The 17707-nt window shown below is 41.8% G+C and carries 17 protein-coding genes and 1 tRNA gene; 2 read left to right on the top strand and 16 right to left on the bottom strand.

What is annotated here, in order from left to right; translation table 11 throughout:
- Positions 1 to 103 precede the first annotated feature (103 nt).
- The 8 genes from ACVRYP_RS06805 to ACVRYP_RS06770 all read right to left on the bottom strand — a co-directional run bounded on the left by ACVRYP_RS06805 (position 104) and on the right by ACVRYP_RS06770 (position 6295).
- On the bottom strand, positions 104 to 652 hold the full coding sequence (locus ACVRYP_RS06805) for an ECF-type riboflavin transporter substrate-binding protein (RefSeq protein ID WP_447467987.1): 549 nt from the start codon (positions 650 to 652) through the stop codon (positions 104 to 106).
- A 9-nt stretch (positions 653 to 661) separates the two neighbouring features.
- Positions 662 to 1504, bottom strand: coding sequence for an SAM hydrolase/SAM-dependent halogenase family protein (locus tag ACVRYP_RS06800; RefSeq protein WP_447467986.1), 843 nt, complete (start codon positions 1502 to 1504; stop codon positions 662 to 664).
- Between the two features lie 225 nt (positions 1505 to 1729).
- Positions 1730 to 1894, bottom strand: a complete 165-nt coding sequence (locus ACVRYP_RS06795) for a hypothetical protein (protein WP_447467985.1) — start codon at positions 1892 to 1894, stop codon at positions 1730 to 1732.
- Between the two features lie 175 nt (positions 1895 to 2069).
- A complete protein-coding gene (locus ACVRYP_RS06790) occupies positions 2070 to 2765 on the bottom strand; it encodes a response regulator transcription factor (protein ID WP_447467984.1) in 696 nt (231 codons plus the stop codon).
- Between the two features lie 3 nt (positions 2766 to 2768).
- A complete protein-coding gene (gnd, locus tag ACVRYP_RS06785) occupies positions 2769 to 4193 on the bottom strand; it encodes an NADP-dependent phosphogluconate dehydrogenase (RefSeq protein ID WP_447467983.1) in 1425 nt (474 codons plus the stop codon).
- 86 nt (positions 4194 to 4279) lie between these two features.
- On the bottom strand, positions 4280 to 4816 hold the full coding sequence (locus tag ACVRYP_RS06780; protein ID WP_447467982.1) for a YceD family protein: 537 nt from the start codon (positions 4814 to 4816) through the stop codon (positions 4280 to 4282).
- Positions 4817 to 4827: 11 nt separating this feature from the next.
- Positions 4828 to 5727 carry a zinc metalloprotease HtpX gene (htpX, locus tag ACVRYP_RS06775; protein WP_447467981.1) on the bottom strand — a complete coding sequence of 300 codons (900 nt, stop codon included), beginning with the start codon at positions 5725 to 5727 and terminating at the stop codon, positions 4828 to 4830.
- A 1-nt stretch (position 5728) separates the two neighbouring features.
- A complete protein-coding gene (locus ACVRYP_RS06770) occupies positions 5729 to 6295 on the bottom strand; it encodes a LemA family protein (RefSeq protein ID WP_447467980.1) in 567 nt (188 codons plus the stop codon).
- Between the two features lie 167 nt (positions 6296 to 6462).
- Here ACVRYP_RS06770 and rsmG point away from each other — a divergent pair, with 167 nt between their 5' ends.
- A complete protein-coding gene (gene rsmG, locus ACVRYP_RS06765; protein ID WP_447467979.1) occupies positions 6463 to 7176 on the top strand; it encodes a 16S rRNA (guanine(527)-N(7))-methyltransferase RsmG in 714 nt (237 codons plus the stop codon).
- 113 nt (positions 7177 to 7289) lie between these two features.
- Here rsmG and ACVRYP_RS06760 read toward each other — a convergent pair whose 3' ends face one another.
- From ACVRYP_RS06760 to ACVRYP_RS06745, 4 genes are all read right to left on the bottom strand, one after another.
- Positions 7290 to 9119 (bottom strand): acyltransferase family protein, encoded by a 1830-nt coding sequence (locus ACVRYP_RS06760; protein ID WP_447467978.1) that lies wholly within the window; start codon positions 9117 to 9119, stop codon positions 7290 to 7292.
- On the bottom strand, positions 9109 to 9522 hold the full coding sequence (locus ACVRYP_RS06755) for an MORN repeat-containing protein (RefSeq protein WP_447467977.1): 414 nt from the start codon (positions 9520 to 9522) through the stop codon (positions 9109 to 9111). Before ACVRYP_RS06755 ends, ACVRYP_RS06760 begins: the two co-directional genes overlap by 11 nt.
- A gap of 70 nt (positions 9523 to 9592) precedes the next feature.
- Complete coding sequence (locus ACVRYP_RS06750; RefSeq protein ID WP_447467976.1) at positions 9593 to 10012, bottom strand: low molecular weight protein-tyrosine-phosphatase; 420 nt, start codon at positions 10010 to 10012, stop codon at positions 9593 to 9595.
- A gap of 112 nt (positions 10013 to 10124) precedes the next feature.
- A tRNA-Thr gene (locus ACVRYP_RS06745) sits at positions 10125 to 10197 on the bottom strand.
- A 132-nt stretch (positions 10198 to 10329) separates the two neighbouring features.
- On the opposite strand from ACVRYP_RS06745, the gene ald reads away from it, so the two are divergent.
- The gene (ald, locus tag ACVRYP_RS06740; RefSeq protein ID WP_447467975.1) at positions 10330 to 11445 is read left to right on the top strand and encodes an alanine dehydrogenase; all 1116 of its coding nucleotides are present in this window, start codon (positions 10330 to 10332) and stop codon (positions 11443 to 11445) included.
- A 104-nt stretch (positions 11446 to 11549) separates the two neighbouring features.
- Here the strand turns inward: ald and ACVRYP_RS06735 are convergent, their stop codons facing one another.
- From ACVRYP_RS06735 to ACVRYP_RS06720, 4 genes are all read right to left on the bottom strand, one after another.
- Positions 11550 to 13055 carry a phosphohexomutase domain-containing protein gene (locus tag ACVRYP_RS06735; RefSeq protein WP_447467974.1) on the bottom strand — a complete coding sequence of 502 codons (1506 nt, stop codon included), beginning with the start codon at positions 13053 to 13055 and terminating at the stop codon, positions 11550 to 11552.
- 300 nt (positions 13056 to 13355) lie between these two features.
- On the bottom strand, positions 13356 to 15164 hold the full coding sequence (locus ACVRYP_RS06730; protein ID WP_447467973.1) for a glycoside hydrolase family 3 protein: 1809 nt from the start codon (positions 15162 to 15164) through the stop codon (positions 13356 to 13358).
- Positions 15165 to 15179: 15 nt separating this feature from the next.
- Positions 15180 to 15986, bottom strand: coding sequence for an HAD family hydrolase (locus ACVRYP_RS06725; protein ID WP_447467972.1), 807 nt, complete (start codon positions 15984 to 15986; stop codon positions 15180 to 15182).
- A gap of 174 nt (positions 15987 to 16160) precedes the next feature.
- Positions 16161 to 17696 (bottom strand): beta-glucuronidase, encoded by a 1536-nt coding sequence (locus ACVRYP_RS06720; protein ID WP_447467971.1) that lies wholly within the window; start codon positions 17694 to 17696, stop codon positions 16161 to 16163.
- Positions 17697 to 17707 lie beyond the last annotated feature (11 nt).

Here is a 17707-nt window from a genome sequence, read left to right as displayed (position 1 = left end):
AAACACTTTTCGAGGATTCTAAAACTATTTTGCTTATAAAAAAGAAGGCTGAGAAAGAAAACCTCTTGGTATCCTTTTCAGCATTCTTTTATCTGTTTCATGATTAATCCTTCGTTAAAGACCCTGATTTGACACGTGTCTTAGCATAAATGGCTAGAAGTATCGTTCCTGCGACAGCAACTGTCACGGCATTAGCAATACCTGCAACCAAACCTTGCGTAAAGACCTTAGAAGCTGGTTCGGAGTAGATGATAATATCACCGATCGGCGCTAAAATCCCCCAAGCGATGACCACACCTCCCAAAGTTCCGGCAATAGTCAAGACAATATCTTTTCGAGTATAAATACCGGATTCAATTCGCAGCCTTTTTCCAACAAGACCCAGAATAAGTCCAAAGATTCCTGCTGCGAAAATCCATGACCACCAAGGACTGCCGTAGGCAGTAAAATCAATAAGGGTTGCTCCCAAAAAGGCAATCAGAAAACCTGCTACAGGACCATAGAGGACCGCAAACAAGGCCAGAACCGCATACTGTAATTGAATGTTAGTGTTTGGAATCCCTGTTGGAATGCTGATAAAACGGCCAATCAAGAAGAAGAGAGCTGCTCCAATCCCAATGGCAACGACGGTTTTTATAGGTATATCTTTCATAATAAACTCCTAAATTTTTTTAAATTCAATCTGCCAGTTAGCTCCGACAGAAACGTTATAAGCTTTGGCAAAGGACCCTTGGTTAATGGCAACCCCTACGCAGTAGACCGAATTGATATAGATAACTGGCTGACCGATACGAACATCTGCAAAGGACTTACCATACGTAATTTGGTTTTGGTAGACCAACATGTCATTGTTATAAATAGTAACTTCAAAGCGATCGCCAAATTCTGGGTTCAAATGGTAAAATTCCGACCTGTTAATCGAGGTCCACAAAGATCCAAAACGAACATCCAAAATGTCAATAGCACCTTTAACCGAACGGTCCGTCACAACTGTCTCAACCGTTGGGATCTCAACAATATGCTCTACTGACAATTCTGGACCGACGTCCTCAAAACGAATATGCCCACTGGCTAACTTAGCACCCGTATAAGCATAAACATCTCGCCCATGGAAGGTATAGGAATGTTCCGTATTTTTGCGACGATTTTCAACTTCAGAAATTTCGCGAACAGCTTTAATTCCCACGAATTTTTTCAAATAACTAAGCGTACCATTATCTGGCGTCACAATGAATTGATTTTTCTCAGTAAGGGCTACAACACTCTTGCGTTTTGACCCCACTCCAGGATCCACTACTGATACAAATGTCGTGCCTTCTGGCCAATATTCAACCGTTTGAAACAGACGATAAGACGCTTCAAAGATGTGATAAGGTGTGATGTCATGTGTCAAATTATGAACAACCAAGGTAGGATCCTCTTGCAAAGCAACCCCGACCATGGCAGCTACAGCTCCATCCACTAACCCGAAATCCGACTGTAAAACCAAGAGATGATTAGACATAGAACCTCCTTTAATAATGTCTTTTCATTTTATCATAAAAACAATCATTAGAATAATAGTTCTTAACTATATAAGCTTATAGGTAGGACGGTAGCTCACTTGTGTTTTCCTATTTTGACATTCCGTGTTCCTACCAATCCTGACAAGCACACCTCTAGGTTAGCTAAGCATAAACCATGAAAAGGCTGGGACAAAAGTCCTAGCCTCCTAATAATTTATTATCAGTTAAACAAGACGCAGTGGTTGGGAGTAACACTCACTGGCTTTGCCAGTTTTAGTGTTACCCCTGCACAGGTCATTAGATGCTTTAGCACCAATGAGCCACTGCTGATTGGTCTCTAATTCGCTGATTTCATCAGCTTTTACAGGGCGAACAAAAGAGGGAAACACCGTTTCCCCTATTTCCAACCTCAAACAGTCACTTTCTGACTGTTTGAGCTATGCGGGGGTGGGAGTGAGAAGGTCTGGGGATAGACCTTCTCAGCCCTAACCTAAAAAATAAAAATGGGAGGGGAAATCGAACCTATTCGGTTACCGATTTTTGTCCCACTCCCTCTTGCATTATTTATAAAACCATTTGCATGGCATAGCCGACCCCTCGAACCGTTTTGATATACGATGGCTGTCCTGGTCGATCAATCTTGCTTCTTAAATAACGAATATAAACATCTACCACGTTAGTTTCTGTCGCTGATTCGTATTTCCAAACCTGGTCAAGTAATTGTTCTCTCGTCAATGGTTTGGCGTTACTCATCAGTGTTGCGAGGAGGTCATATTCCCGTCGTGTCAGCAAAATTTGCTCATCACCACGGTAAACCGTGTGATTTTCGGCATCAATCCGCAAATCCTTAAAACTAGTCCTTGTTTGAATGAATTGACAATGTTGATCAATAAATTCCCGACCTCTGAAAATCCGGTGAATTTGGTCAATCAAATCCTCCATGATCAAAGGCCTAATCGCTAAACTCACAGCGTATTGACCGATGACTTCCTGATGGTTTTCAGCCTCCTCACGATCTGCTATCACAATCAGCACTGAAGCTGGTTTAAACAGACTTAGTTGCTCAGCAAAATCTTGACTGGTCATATCGGTTAAGACAAAGTCCACCAAAATGAGATCATAATCACGTTCTCCAAGAAGCGTGAGCCCTGATGTTCCATCATCGACCACGTCTACCAGAAATTCAAATTTTTGAAGTTCCATCGAAGTGAACTGGGCCAAGCCCCTTTCCTTAGAAACGATGAGGATTTTTTTCGTCATAATCTATTTCTCATCATACCATGAATAATGGAAGATGCCTTCTTTGTCTTTACGCTCATAAGTGTGAGCACCGAAGTAGTCCCGTTGTGCTTGAATCAAGTTAGCTGGAAGGTCAGCTGCCCGGTAGCTGTCAAAGTAGGAAATCGCACTTGAGAAAGTTGGCACTGGAACCCCTGCTTGAACAGCAATAGCTACAACATCACGAACTGCTTGTTGGTATTTAGCCGTAATATCCATGAAGTACTCATCAAGAAGCAAGTTGGCAAGGTCTGCATCACGTCCATAAGCATCGGTAATTTTTTGCAAGAAGCGAGCACGGATGATACAACCCGCACGCCAGATAGACGCAATTTCACCAAATGGGAGATCCCAATTGTATTCTTTAGAGGCTACGCGCAATTGGGCAAACCCTTGAGCATAAGACATGATTTTTGAGAAATAAAGGGCTTGACGGATTTTTTCGATCAACTCTGCCTTATCCCCATCATAGTGGTAAGGAGCTGGTGCTGACAAGACCTTGCTTGCTGCCACACGCTCATCCTTATAGGTTGAGATGTAACGGGCAAAGACAGACTCTGTAATGAGAGACAATGGCACACCAAGGTCAAGTGACGATTGGCTAGTCCACTTACCTGTCCCCTTGTTACCTGCAGCATCTAAAATGTAATCCACAATTGGTCCATCTTGACCTTCGTCATCTTTACGTGTCAAGATGTCTGATGTGATTTCGATCAGGTAGCTGTCCAGTTCACCTTGGTTCCACTCAGTGAAAACGTCTGCCATTTCTGCTGTCGATAAACCGAGCAAGTTTTTCATCAAGTCATAAGACTCAGCAATCAGCTGCATGTCACCGTATTCGATACCATTGTGAACCATTTTCACGTAGTGACCGGCACCATCTGGACCGATGTAAGTCACACATGGTGCACCGTCTTCTGGAGCCTTAGCAGAAATTTCTTCCAAAACGTCTGCAACGAGTTCGTAGGCTTCTTTTTGACCACCAGGCATGATGGATGGCCCTTCAAGAGCACCTTTTTCACCACCAGAAACCCCTGTACCGATAAAGTTAATACCTGAATCTGCCAATTCTTTTGAGCGACGGATGGTATCTTCAAAGTAAGTATTCCCACCATCAATTAAGATATCACCCTTGTCAAGGTATGGCAAAAGCGATTGAATGGTGGCATCAGTCCCTTTACCAGCCTGAACCATGAGCATAATACGACGTGGAGTTTCAATTGAGTTGACAAAGCTTTCCACATCATAACTTGGCAAAAGGTTTTTACCTGGATTACTTGCTACGACATCCTCAGTCTTGTCACTTGAACGGTTGTAGATAGCGACTTTGTAGCCACGTGATTCCACGTTAAGGGCTAAGTTACGGCCCATAACAGCCATCCCCACTACACCAAAGTTTGCTTTAGTCATTAAATAATACTCCTCATTCCAAATTTATTCTATTATACACTTTCAAAAGACCTATTTCAAGGATTTTGAAATATTCTGAACTTTTACTACTCTTGGTCAAATAAGCCTGATAGACCAGCAAATGGTGAATTAGCTTCTTTTTTCTCAGCTTGGCTGATGGCATACTCTTCTTCTGATAACACTTGCCAATCTTGTCCTTCTGGATAGGTGCTATCAGCTTCTTCAGAAGGGGTTAAAACTTTAAGAGGAATGCTAAGCAGAATATTATCAGCCACACTTTCAGTCAGATCTATTTCGTCTCCTTCAACCACCAAGATCAAATCCGCTTCAACATCTCCGGCAAGACTTTCTAAATCTGCTGCCTCCATAAAAATTTCTGAAACAGGATAGCTCTCTGTCCTCAAGACTGGTTCCATCGAGCGACTTGACGGTAGGGTCATTTGGTAGGACAACAGATAATCCAAAAAGTACATCTTGTTGTCATACTTGACTTGGCCAGTTACCTCAACGGCTTGTAAATCCAGAATATCAGGATTGCGACTTTGGAGATCAGCTTTGAGATCTAGTTTTTCAGAGAAATTTATTCCCTCTGGATTTTTTTTGATATCTAATAATCGAAACATTATCTTCCTTCTTACATTTGGCGAAGACGTGCAATGCGATCCGCAATCGGTGGATGAGTGTAAAAGAGTTTTTGAAGTCCACCTTTTTTCTTCGGGTCATTGATATAAAGAGCAGCACTAGCATCATCTACAGGTCGTGACATGGGCTTGCTTTGATCTAACTTTTGCAGAGCACGGATCATTCCTTCGGGATTGCGGGTTAACTCTACTGAAGAGGCATCTGCAAGGTATTCCCGCTGCCGTGAAATAGCTAATTGAACTAAGGTAGCGGCCAAGGGGGCTAAGACAACCGCAAGCAAGGACAGAACGAGAATGATGACTTGAAAACCATCGCCGCCACTATCACGGTTATTGCGTCTATTGCGACCGCCACCATACCACATCATTCGTTGGCTCATCGAGGCCAACATGGTGATGGCTGAGCTAAGAGCCACCGCTATGGTTGAAATCCGAATGTCATAATTTCGGATGTGACTGATTTCATGGCCCATGACTGCTTCTAATTCTTCCCGATTCATCGCTCTCAATAGTCCCGTCGTTGCTGCCACTGCTGCATTTTCAGGTTTGGAACCTGTCGCAAATGCATTTAAAGCCTCCTCCTCAATGACAAAGACACGAGGCATGGGAACATTGGCAACCAGGGCCATATCCTCCACAATATGGTACAGTTCCGGTGCTTGATCAGCGGTCACTTCCTTAGCATTATTCATGGACATGACCACATTGGTCGATTGAAAAATCATAGCCAGAGCATAAACCGCTCCGACAATGAGCGCCATAACAGTACCAACAGGACCAGATTCCAACCACAGATAGCCTACACCATAACCCACCAAGGCGAGCAAGCTAAAAAAGGCGAGTAAGAGGACAATGGTCCTACGTTTATTGGTTGAAATTTGGTCATAAAGCATATTAGTCTCCTAATCCATTAGGGCCAAAATCAACTTTTGGAACCACCTTTTCCTCTTCAGGAATTGCTAAGAAAATGCTTGGTTGAAAGCCAAAGAATTTGGCAAAAATATTACTTGGAAACGTTTGTAATTTCGCATTGTAGTTACCAGTGGTTGAGTTGAACAATTGACGAGAATAAGCGATTTTATTTTCTGTATTGGTCAATTCTTCTTGGAGCTTAGTATAGTTGGCAGATGCTTTTAAATCAGGATAAGCTTCTGCAACAGCCATAAGCCCTGTTACTTGACGGCTCAATTCATCACTTGCCGCCATCTTTTCAGTAGGCGTTGCCCCACTAGCAACCTTATTGCGCAATTGAATCACTTTTTCTAAAGTCTCTTGCTCATATTTTCCATAACCCTTGACCGTTTCAATCAAGTTAGGAATTAAATCATTACGACGTTTCAATTGCACGTCGATTTGACTCCAAGCTTCCTCTGTATGCATACGACTGCGGACAAGACCGTTATACATAGCGATTCCCCAAGCCACTAAGGCCACGACAATAATAAGAAAGATGATAAACATTATCTGACATTCTCCTTTTTTTATCAATAAGATCAGTAACGGAATAAAGGATGATAACCAAGCTGTGAAATCATAATGGTCAATCCCATTCATTTACTTCTTCTATTATATCAAAAATACTTAAATTTATGATAAAATGGGTATAGTTTACATGAAAAGGATAGCTTATGACGACTGAAATGTTTTACCAGCTTTTAGAAGAACAAGGATTTAGCCTGACAGACCAACAAAAACAGCAGTTTGAGACTTACTTTGAACTCTTGGTCAATTGGAATGAAAAAATGAACCTAACAGCCATTACCGATAAGGAAGAGGTCTACCTCAAGCACTTTTACGATTCGCTGGCTCCTGTTTTACAAGGTTTCATCAAGAACGAACCTGTTCAACTATTAGACATCGGTGCTGGAGCTGGTTTTCCCAGTCTTCCCATGAAAATTCTTTGTCCAGAGCTTCGTGTGACCATTATTGATTCCCTCAATAAACGCATTACCTTTCTCAATGCTCTAGCAGAAGAACTAGGTTTAACTAATGTCAGTTTCTTCCACGGTCGTGCTGAAGACTTGGCCCATGATGCGCTCTTTCGCGCCCAATTTGACTTAGTAACCGCTCGAGCGGTTGCCCGGATGCAGGTGCTAAGCGAGCTGACCATCCCTTTTTTGAAGGTCAAGGGCCAACTGATTGCGCTCAAAGCTAGCTCTGCCGACCAAGAAAATACTGACGCCAAGCAGGCTCTCAATCTACTCTTTAGCCAATTGACCTCAAGTACAGATTATCAGTTGCCTAACGGTGATCCCCGTAACATTACTATTGTCACTAAGAAAAAAGAAACATCAAAAAAATACCCGCGCAAAGCAGGTATCCCTAACAAAAAACCTTTATAACTATAGTAAGACCGCCATTGTTCCGTGAGGTTCAGTGACGGTCTTTTTTAATACTCTTTGAAAAATCTATAATAGATTACCCATATTCCTAAGTGAGAATCATGAAAAATGGATTACTGCTCTTTCATGGTCAAGCGAACATTTTGCTTACTTGCTTTTGCAAGCGCATCGGTAACTGTTTTAGCATAGATTTCTTGACCTTCATTAATGCTATCTGCATCATTTCCAAAATGCACATAATCCGTAAAGTGCCAAATTTGCGGTGAACTGCTCGCCACCTTATACCAGTCGGCAACAGTGACCCAATCATATTTTTGCGCCAACTCCAACTCATAATCTCTAGTCAGATTAGGGAGGGCTTGGGGATTTCCAGCAACACGACCGTCGTAAGGAGTTACCAAGATGAGGCGATGGCCTTGAGGGACTGTTTTAATAATATTGTTGAGCACTTCTTCATAGTTGTCAATAGGGTTTGTTCCTGCCGCAATGACAATATTTTGTGGCAGGGTTCGATTTTCAATACTATCTTGAAGGAATTCATAAGCCCCTTCCAATGTTCGACTGACTTCGCCCTCAACTGTAGCATCCTTAATAGCATTGGACAGACCATCACTAGCTCTTAAGGCAACTGAATCCCCTATAACCACTGTTCCTTCTCGAACCCCATAGTCGGACGCCACTTGGTTATCCACCAGAGTGCGGGTCTGGGCCATCTTGGAGTCTGCTTGCTCCAACCCCTTTAGCATCAGATCCTTTTCCAAAGCTCCAATGCGAGGGGCAAAGAGAGAGAGCCCTAGGGTAAAGATGGCAAAGAGGCTGGCGACAATAGCCAGTGGCTTTTTAGCACTGGTCAAATCTAACTCGACCTCCATGAGACTGACGGGTTTCCCCAATAAAAGAGGCTCTAAAATATAGAAAGACAGACTAGCAAAGATGACTGAAAATAGCAAGGTCAGGCCAATGGCCAATCCTTTATTGGTCATCTCGGAAAAAATAATGAAAAACGGCCAATGAAAGAGATAGACGCCATAACTGATGTTTGATAAATAGCCAAGAACAGCTGGCTCCTCAAGAGTCGGTGTTTTATCATGCAACAGTCGAAATGCTAAGATTAAGGCTAAGGTGGCTAGAGTTGCTAGGAAAAACCCAATCCAGTAAGTCCAAAGATTGTCAAAACTTAACACAAGGGTCAAAATAGTTAAAACTAGCAAGGCTGCCGCTATCACGCTATACCATTTTTTCAAGTCAAAGGCTTGACTCAACCGTTTATAATAAATAGTTGTTTGCTCTATCCCCGTAAAGGTTGCTAAGATAGCTCCTGCGAAGAAGGTGAAACCATGCTTTCCTGTCGCATAATAGATAGCTGACAGATTATAGGCTCCAAAGCTGCTCCAGATCAATCGTCCAAAGGTGATTAAGAAAAGGAGGGTGGCAAGGCCAAAAAGAAAGCCACGTAATTGTTCCTTAGACTTGGCCAACCGGCTCATCCCCCAGGTTAGAGCACCCCAGAATAGATACAGTTGCACTTCCATGGCTAAAGTCCAGGTATGGACAAAAAGATGGGGAACAAATTGGTTCTCGTAGGAGCCACCTTGAGCGATTTCAAAATAGTTAGTAACAAAACCAATCGCAGCCGCAATTTGCGAGCCGATTCCTGCTCTGAAATCACTGCGTATTAAAAGTGTAAAGGGCAACACTACCCCAATCATCAATAAAAGAGGGGGTAGAATGCGGTAGAGCCTTCGTCTGTAAAAACTAACTAGTCCAACCTTTTTTGTCTGACCATATTCATCTAAAAAGAGAGCGGTTGTGAGAAAGCCTGAAAAGACTAGAAAAATATCTACCCCTAGAAAACCACCCTTAAAAAAACCAGAGTTAAAATGGTAGAGCAAGATCAAACTCATTCCCAAGATTCGGATTAGCGAAAACCATTTAATTCTCATCTTGGTAGGCTCCTTTCTCAAACTCTCCCTCATAAACAACACCATTTTCAGCTGTTAATTTACCTTTTCCGTGTGCCAAACCGTTCAGAAATTCACCTTCATAAACCCAACCAGACTGAGCGGTAAATTTCCCCTTACCTTGAAAAGCTCCGTTTGAAAACTCTCCTTCGTAAACATCGCCATTAGCAAAGGTCATCTTCCCTTTTCCAGTCATTTTCTGGCGAACCACTTGACCCTCATAGACAATAGCATCATTGTTATAGCTGGTCTTTACTATCCTTGGCAAGCTCAACAGCAAGACAAATAGGCCACATAGGACAATCAGTCCCACAGCAGCGAACTCAAAATTTCGCCGATGCAAATGTGGCTTTAGTTTTTCATAATAATACTGAATCAATTCCATAGTCTCAAAAACTCCTATACTATCTCCTATTATACTATATTTCTAAGCGTTTTTGAGAAAAATGACAATTTTATGTCAATTTTTTTACCCATTCTTGGCATCCTGCTAAAACACGGCGATAAGTATCCTCAAAATCACCGGTATAATAAGGGTCTGGCACAGACTCTTCAGCAAATTGGACAATTTTATCATGGGAGGAAACTGATGATAGGCTCTTTAGGTTTTGAACATTTGAAGCATCCATGCCGATAATGAGGTCAAAATGCTCAAAATCAGCTTGACTGATCTGAGTTGAACTTTTTTGACTATCAAAAGCAATGCCGTATTGCTTAAAGATTTTTTGTGTCCCTTGGTGAATAGGGTGGCCGTATTCCCAGCCAGAGGTCGCTCGACTTTCAATTTCCAATTGGTCTGTTAATGATTTCATCACGAACTCAGCCATGGGGCTTCTACAGATATTGCCGAGACACACAAAACAAATTTTTTTCATCATTTATCCTTTCTGTGGATACCCTTTTGCTAAACTCTTTTTTTCATTTGACCTTAGCAAAAACGGGCGTGAGGTAACGAAAACGCCCTGAGCAAGCTCAAGGCGTCAAAACTGCTAATTGCCGGGATCGAACCGGCGACCTCATCCTTACCATGGATGCGCTCTACCGACTGAGCTAAATCAGCGTACTGTTACAGTATATCATAGGCCCTATAGGGTGTCAATAGATTGTCTTGATTTTTCATTTTTTAGGTCCTTGCTTGAAATCTCAGTTTTTTTTCTTTAAAATAGACATACTAGAAAGAAAGGGGAATCATATGTTAATCGGTATTCCTAAAGAAATTAAAAACAATGAAAACCGTGTGGCCCTAACGCCAGCAGGTGTTTATGCACTGGTTCAAGCTGGCCATCAAGTCTTTGTAGAAACGCAAGCAGGTCTCGGATCTGGTTTTGAAGATGCAGACTATACCGCTCAAGGGGCTCAAATCGCTGCCAGCGCTGAGCAAGCGTGGTCAGCAGAATTAGTTGTCAAGGTTAAAGAACCTCTTCAGTCTGAGTATCCTTACTTGCGTGAGGACCTGACTCTCTTTACCTATCTCCACATGGCAGCCGCTCCTGATTTAGCTCAAGCTATGCTAACAAGTAAAACCAACAGTATTGCTTATGAAACCGTTACAAACGCCCAAGAACAGTTACCTCTTTTAACACCGATGAGTGAAGTGGCTGGCCGTATGGCGGTTCAAATCGGTTCCCAATTTTTAACAAAACAAGAAGGTGGTTCAGGTGTTCTCCTTGGCGGTGTCCCTGGTGTTCCAAAAGGCAAGGTTGCCATTATCGGTGGTGGTGTCGTGGGAACGCATGCTGCCCGTATCGCCCTTGGTTTAGGTGCTCAAGTTACCATCTTGGACATTTCTGCCAAGCGCTTGTCCGAACTGGAAGAAGTCTTTGGCAGCCAAATCCAAACCCTCATGTCTAACCCGCTCAACATTGCTGAGGTCGTTAAAGCATCTGACCTCGTTATCGGAGCAGTCCTAATTCCAGGGGCCAAGGCACCTAAGTTGGTTACAGAAGATATGGTTAAAACCATGCGTCCAGGATCTGTTATTGTAGACGTAGCTGTCGACCAAGGCGGTGTTATCGAAACGGCCGACCAAACGACCACCCATGACGAACCTGTTTATGTGAAGCACGGTGTATTGCACTATGCTGTAGCTAATATTCCAGGCGCGGCTCCACGCACATCAACTATTGCCTTAACCAATGTCACCCTCCCTTATATCCTTGACCTAGCCAATAAAGGGTTTGACCAAGCCATTAAAGAAGATAATGGTCTGCTCCAAGGCGTGACAACCTACCAAGGTCATTTGACAAGCCTACCGGTTGCAGAAGGATTAAACCTTTACTACCATGATATTAATGAGCTCATCTCATAACTCCATAAAAATAGATATAGCGAACGCCATAGTCGTCTGAATAGCAGACTGCTGAGGCGTTCGCTGTTTTACTTTTTAAAATAATCTTCTCAAACACAATATCTTTAAATGAGCTCTAATAATTGGCTCTGATTGACCTCTGGGTAAGCATTTAAGAAACGATTCATTTCCTTGAACACCGTTGACATATAGCCTGCTTGGTCGTTCTCGATTTGCAGGACTAAAAGCGGTTCGTGAAGACTGAGCCGAAGCAAGAACCAGCCTTGTCCAAAAGGCTCTGATAAGGTGATTCGAATCCCCTCTTCGTTTTCTGGGTTAATGGTCCAGCCAGCGACAGTATATTCGGCTAAGTCCTTAATCACTTGCTGGCCGAGAGCTTTGAAATCTTCTGCTTCTAATTTAAACCGAACTTCTTGGGTTTCAATTGGTTGCTTCAAATCTACGATTAAATCATCCAAGGTTTGATTTTTTTCAGCTAATGTTGGCAAGAGCATCAAGATTTTAGCCGCCACATAGGTACCATCATCAAGGAAATAATTTTCCTTAAAGGCCGCATGCCCACTGGTTTCAATAGCCAGTTGACAATCTACACCTGCTTCATTGGCAGCAATCGCTCGGTTAATAACATTGCGATAACCCGAAATGTAGCGAATCTGCTTACCGCCCAACTGTTCGATGAAGTCTTTTAAGTGGTCTGAGGTTGGCGAATTGGTCACAATACTGGTGCCAGGATGTTCTGCCAAGGTGATATGACTGAGAATGGCAATCAAATTATTCCGGTTTAGAATCTCACCACTTTTAGTGACAACTGCCGCTCGGTCGACATCGGTATCAAAGATAATGCCCAAATCGGCTTGATGCTTTAGCACTGCTTCTTGGATGCTAGTCATGGCTTCCTTGTTATCCGGATTGGGAATGTGATTTGGAAAACTGCCGTCTGGGTCAAGAAATTGAGAACCGCTCGTATCAGCGCCTAACACATCCAAAACCTGAGTCGCAAAGAACCCTCCAGCACCATTTCCAGCATCGACAATAATCTTCATGCCGGCAAGGGGCTTGTCTGTTGAAAGACCGCTTCCTTTGCGAATCTTAGCGACCAAATCCGCTGCATAGGGAGTAATTAGGTCAGCACGATGGCATTCCCCTTGATGGCCATTACTGCTTGGCTCTGTGTGTTCTAATATAAAGCCAATATCCTCATGCTCAGCCCCACCTTTTTGACTAAAAATTTTGATACCATTGAAATAGTAGGGCAAATGACTAGCTGTTATCATAATACCAGCGTCACAGGCAAAGTCTTGGTATTGTGTGGCCATAAACATGGCCGGTGTCGTTGCCATGCCAAAATCAATGACATCTACCCCTTGACGGGTCGCTTCTGTCATTAAAGCTGTCGCCAAGGCTTCACCGCTCAAACGACTGTCTCTTCCCACTCCAATACGGAGTTTGCTAGCTTGATAAACTGCCTCCTTGTCTTTTCGGAGCCAGCGAATCAATCCTGAAGTGATCTGCTTGACTGCTTCTGTACTCAAGGTCACTTTTAGTTCCTCAGTTGCTAGGGCAATCCCTCGGATATCTGAACCATTTTGTAATGTTGCCAACTCTGACATAGACCAACCTCCTTGGTTTTGTAACTGTTTTCAAGCCTATTTTAGCATAAGTTTCATCTTATGAGAACAATTTTCATGCTTCTTTTATTTACAGTACTTAAAAACAAGAGTAAGTTCATATCCAGAAGCTAAAAAAGAGGCGGGACACGTCCAACAGTCTTATGGTTGCGATAACTTTCTCGCAAAAGACTACTAGAATAGAATTAGAAGAATGAACTTTATTTTTTTCTGAAATATCCAGTCTGTAATCTCTTAATAATTTATTTTAGTTATTTTTTGTAGAGAATTATATTTTCCGGATTACTCCAAACTATTTAAAGGCGAATCCCTCCAAATATGCGTATCAATCAATCCACAGAAAGCATCTACAGGTGATACTCCTGTAAACTCTGATTCACCTGCTAATTTCTTAACGAGAGCTTCCATCGTGTTTGGCAAACCATCGTAGGCATTAATGTAAGTACCAACCTGTGGCATATCAGCTAATGCAAATGCATGTTGAACAGAGACAACGATAGTAGGAACTTCATGAACATAGAAAGGTTGATCCGGAGTTCCCTTAGCTGCTGGCCATATAATACGCTGAGTTGTTCCACCTGAGTTGACATCCACTAAATTAATAATTAAATCATAGTGATCTGTCAAATTTGAAATGGGTTGCTTCTGTGCATAGACATTAGCAATTGCTGCTCCACGTTCATTTTCAGGTAATTTCATGATGCGTTCTTCCGTATTCTCCCAAACGGTGACCTCATGCCCGCGCTCTTCAAGAAGTGCCTTTACAGTATCGGAAGCACGCTTTTTACCTGCATTAATTAAGGCTCCAAAACCACCCTTGTATCCTTCGACATTAACAATTAAGATACGTTTGTAACGATTTGGCGTAATCGGGAAAATCCCTTTTTGCTTGGCTTTCACCAGTGTGATTGCTTTATCAGCAACTTCTGCAGAGATTTTTTGAGCTTCCTCTGTTTGGATACGTGATAGAGCTTCTTCTTTAGGCAACATGATTTCGTCACGACGACCTTCAAAAGTATGAAGACCGAGTTTGGCTTTAAGTCCTAGAGTACGACGAAGCGCATCATGTAACCGTTCATCCGTAAGGAGGCCATTCTCATAGCCTTCACGCATCCATTGGATATCTTCATCTGGATCATTAAAGAATAAGAATAAATCACAACCAGCCTCAATTGCAGTTGGTAAAAGTTCACGACGTGGCATAGATGCTGTCATACCAATCATATGTGATGCATCAGTAACAATTGCACCATTATACCCCAGTTCTCCCCGCAATAATTCATCTAACAGCGTTTTATTAAGCGAAGCCGGTAGCATATCATCTAGGTCACGATCAGGATGCATTTCTTTTTCAACATTTGGTAAATGGATGTGGCCAGCCATAATACCGGGTAATCCAGCATCAGACATCTCACCATAAATCCGTCCAAAAGTATCCATCCATTCAGACTTAGTCATAGGATTCGAGGCGTAGGAAAGGTGATGATCGCGCTCATCGATACCATCTCCAGGGAAGTGTTTAGCAAATGGTAATATCCCCTGCTCCATGATCCCCTTCATATATTCTTTAGATAACTGAATCGTTTGATCAACATCTGCTCCCCAAGTACGGTTTGCAATAATCGGATTACGCCAGTTTCGTGACAAGTCCATAATTGGTGCAAAAGAGGCATTACAACCTACCGCTGAAGCTTCAATACCAGCAATACGACCCATTTCATAGGCATATTTAGGATCATTGGTTGCAGCTACCTTAATTTCATCCCCAATTTTTGTACCGTCTGTCACAGCACCATCACCACCAGCCTCAGTATTAGCTGCAATCAAAAGTGGAATTTTTGACTTGGTTTGCAAAATATAGTTTTGATCCCAAACCTCAGAGGCCGTCCCTTTATTGTACCTTACAGCTGCGATGTGATAGGTATTTAAGACTTCTGTCAAATATTCTTCGCTTCGGCTAGCTCCCATATTCACAAAAAGCTGGCCAATTTTTTCTTCAAGCGTCATGTTTGCAATTGTCTCTTCTATCCATGAAATAGCTTGTTGATCTAAGTTATATGGTTTTTTGGTTAAATCTACTAAATGTGTCATAGCACAATCCTCCTTTTAAGCATCTAAATTTTTCCAGAATAACTGTTTAAGGTCTTCTAGTCTATCATCTGATAACTCTTGATTAACAAATTGAGCTGCAAAGGTTTCTTTCAAAACTTTCCAAGAGTTAGCTTCATCTCCAACTAAAATTGGGTAAAAACTCACTTGATTCTGCTCTGCTGCAACTAAATCCCCTGGGGAATCACCAATCATAAGTATACGATTTGGATCATAACCTTCACTGATTAACTGGGCAATAACATCTTCTTTCTTGCCTCTATCTTGACAATAAAGATCATCAACAGAGTCCATTAAACCTTGTTCTTTCCACTCCTCTTCAACAGCTTCTTTGTTTGCAGAACTGACAACAAAAACTTTTCCGAGTTTTTTTAAATAAGCAAGACCTTCTCTTGCTCCAGAAAATGCTAAAACAGCTCCCTCGTAATCTTTAATATTTCGATTAACTTCATTTGACCACTCTAAAGCTTTTTTGAGGTCTACTGAAGGGGTTTGCTTCAATTGCTTTTCTAACGAATTATTGGACAGTGAATCCGTTGTTTCTACCCATTTGCGAAAGGCTTCCACGTCTGAAACATTGGCAAAATCTAGACCAGTCAGTAATCCTACAAATCGATTAATCCCTCGAGTCCTAGAATAGAGATTAACACGATTCCACTCTTCTAAAAACAACTCCCTGTCCTCTATTTCAAAAACATCAGCAGCCAGCGGTCCAAAAAAAAGGTGATGCTTGTAAGTCATAGTATCCATGGCGCATCCATCTGAATCCACACAAAAAACAAATTCTTGTTTTCTTTTTGTCATAGCGTAAAACCTCTCTAAATTCATCTGATGTATTTATTGTATCAGAAAAAGAAAACGCTGTCAAGTTTTAACTTAAATATCATTTAAATTAAGAAAAGAATGACTTCAAGGATCATTCTTTTCTTTTAATTCATATGATGAAATAGTAATTTGAAAAACTTTTCGATAATCAGTTTATTGGTCTATGACCACAAATACACATTCTGTTGGTCCTATTAATAATGAAGAAGCTAAGACTGTTTCTCCAGTTAATTCAGGCACTTGTCCTTGATCAGTCAAAACAAGATCATTACCGTTTAAGGTCATCACTTTAGCGCGCTTATTATTATCTTTCCCTGATAGACGATAAACTTCAGCAGGATGGTCTAATTTTAGAACTGTTTCAGTCGTTTCAGAATTGTTGATGACTAAGACAACCTTCCCAGATTTACCATCTTTACGAGAATGTACAAAGACATGAGCGCCTTCACTAATTTCAATATCACTATCATAGACTTCTGAACCCATCAATTTGTTCCAGAGTAACACTGCAAAATAATTAGGACGAGGATTGAAAACTTCTCGAGCTAAGTAGCCATAATCTGAAGAAGCTAGAGTGTTATGGAAAATAACACCATTTGTTAAACTTGAGAAAACACCCAATTCATTTAATGTCCGAGGAACATCTAGATACGTTGAAGCCCAAGTATTTCCACCACCACCAGCATCCCCAGCTTCAGTTACCCACATTTCAGCCCCTGGTACATAGCGGTCACGTAACGGTAAGTAGGTCTTACAAAAATTACCAGCCACTGCCAAGTAGTCTTCTGTCAAAGCTTCATCTGCAGACCAATGACCCCCTGGAATAACAGAGGCTAAGCGTTCAGATAGCCCATTATAATAATGATAAGAGAATACATCCAAAGGTACTTTTGTACCATCTAACAAATCAGAACAATCCACTACGTTGCGTGCAACCTGTTCCACACCACCTGTTCCTTGTTTTTTAGGATCACCAAAGACAATATTGTCTCCTCCTGTAGCAGATGGCCCTACCTTGAGGCAGTTTGGATAATGTTTATCTAGCCAAGCAAAGAATAAATCTTGATCTCTCCGATAGTGTTCCGCCGTATAACCTGGAGGGAACCCTGTATCTTCTAGCATATTCGGTTCATTTGTGAATTCGACAGCTTCAATTGGTACTCCATAAGATTCGCTCAACGCGAAGATTTTCTCCGCCTCAGCTGGATGCCAAGGTTCCTCTGCACTATGGAGTCCTGGACAATTTGCCATCGAAATTTTTAACTGTCCATCTACTGCTTTAACAAAATCTAAAACACCAATCCACTGATCCTTTGTTAAAACATTTAGATAGCCATCTGGCACAACGCCATTCGTAGTACCATCAAAATCATAATAGGTTTTGGTTGACCATGTTCCAGAAACTCGAATCCATGCAGAGCCCAATTCTTTGGCAAGATAGCGAAGTTTTTCATCATAGAGATCGATTGGATCATAGTGTTGCATTAAATCTTTATACATAGCTGCAATACCTTCGTCAGTCGGCTCTACGTAAAACTCCTCAGTCCCTTCAATTTGTTCTGGAGAATATGCTTTCCAAAAAGTGCCCCCAGTTACTTCAGCAAACTCAACGTTATAGGAAACTAACTTTGGATTGAGGTCACGCAGTTTAATGAGATTATCAAAATCAATTGCTATTGTCTTAGTCATTTTTACCTCCA

Source organism: Streptococcus rifensis, assembly GCF_053203525.1.
The sequence above is the reverse complement of the archived record's forward strand: the minus strand, read 5'-3'. Positions and strand labels throughout refer to the sequence as shown.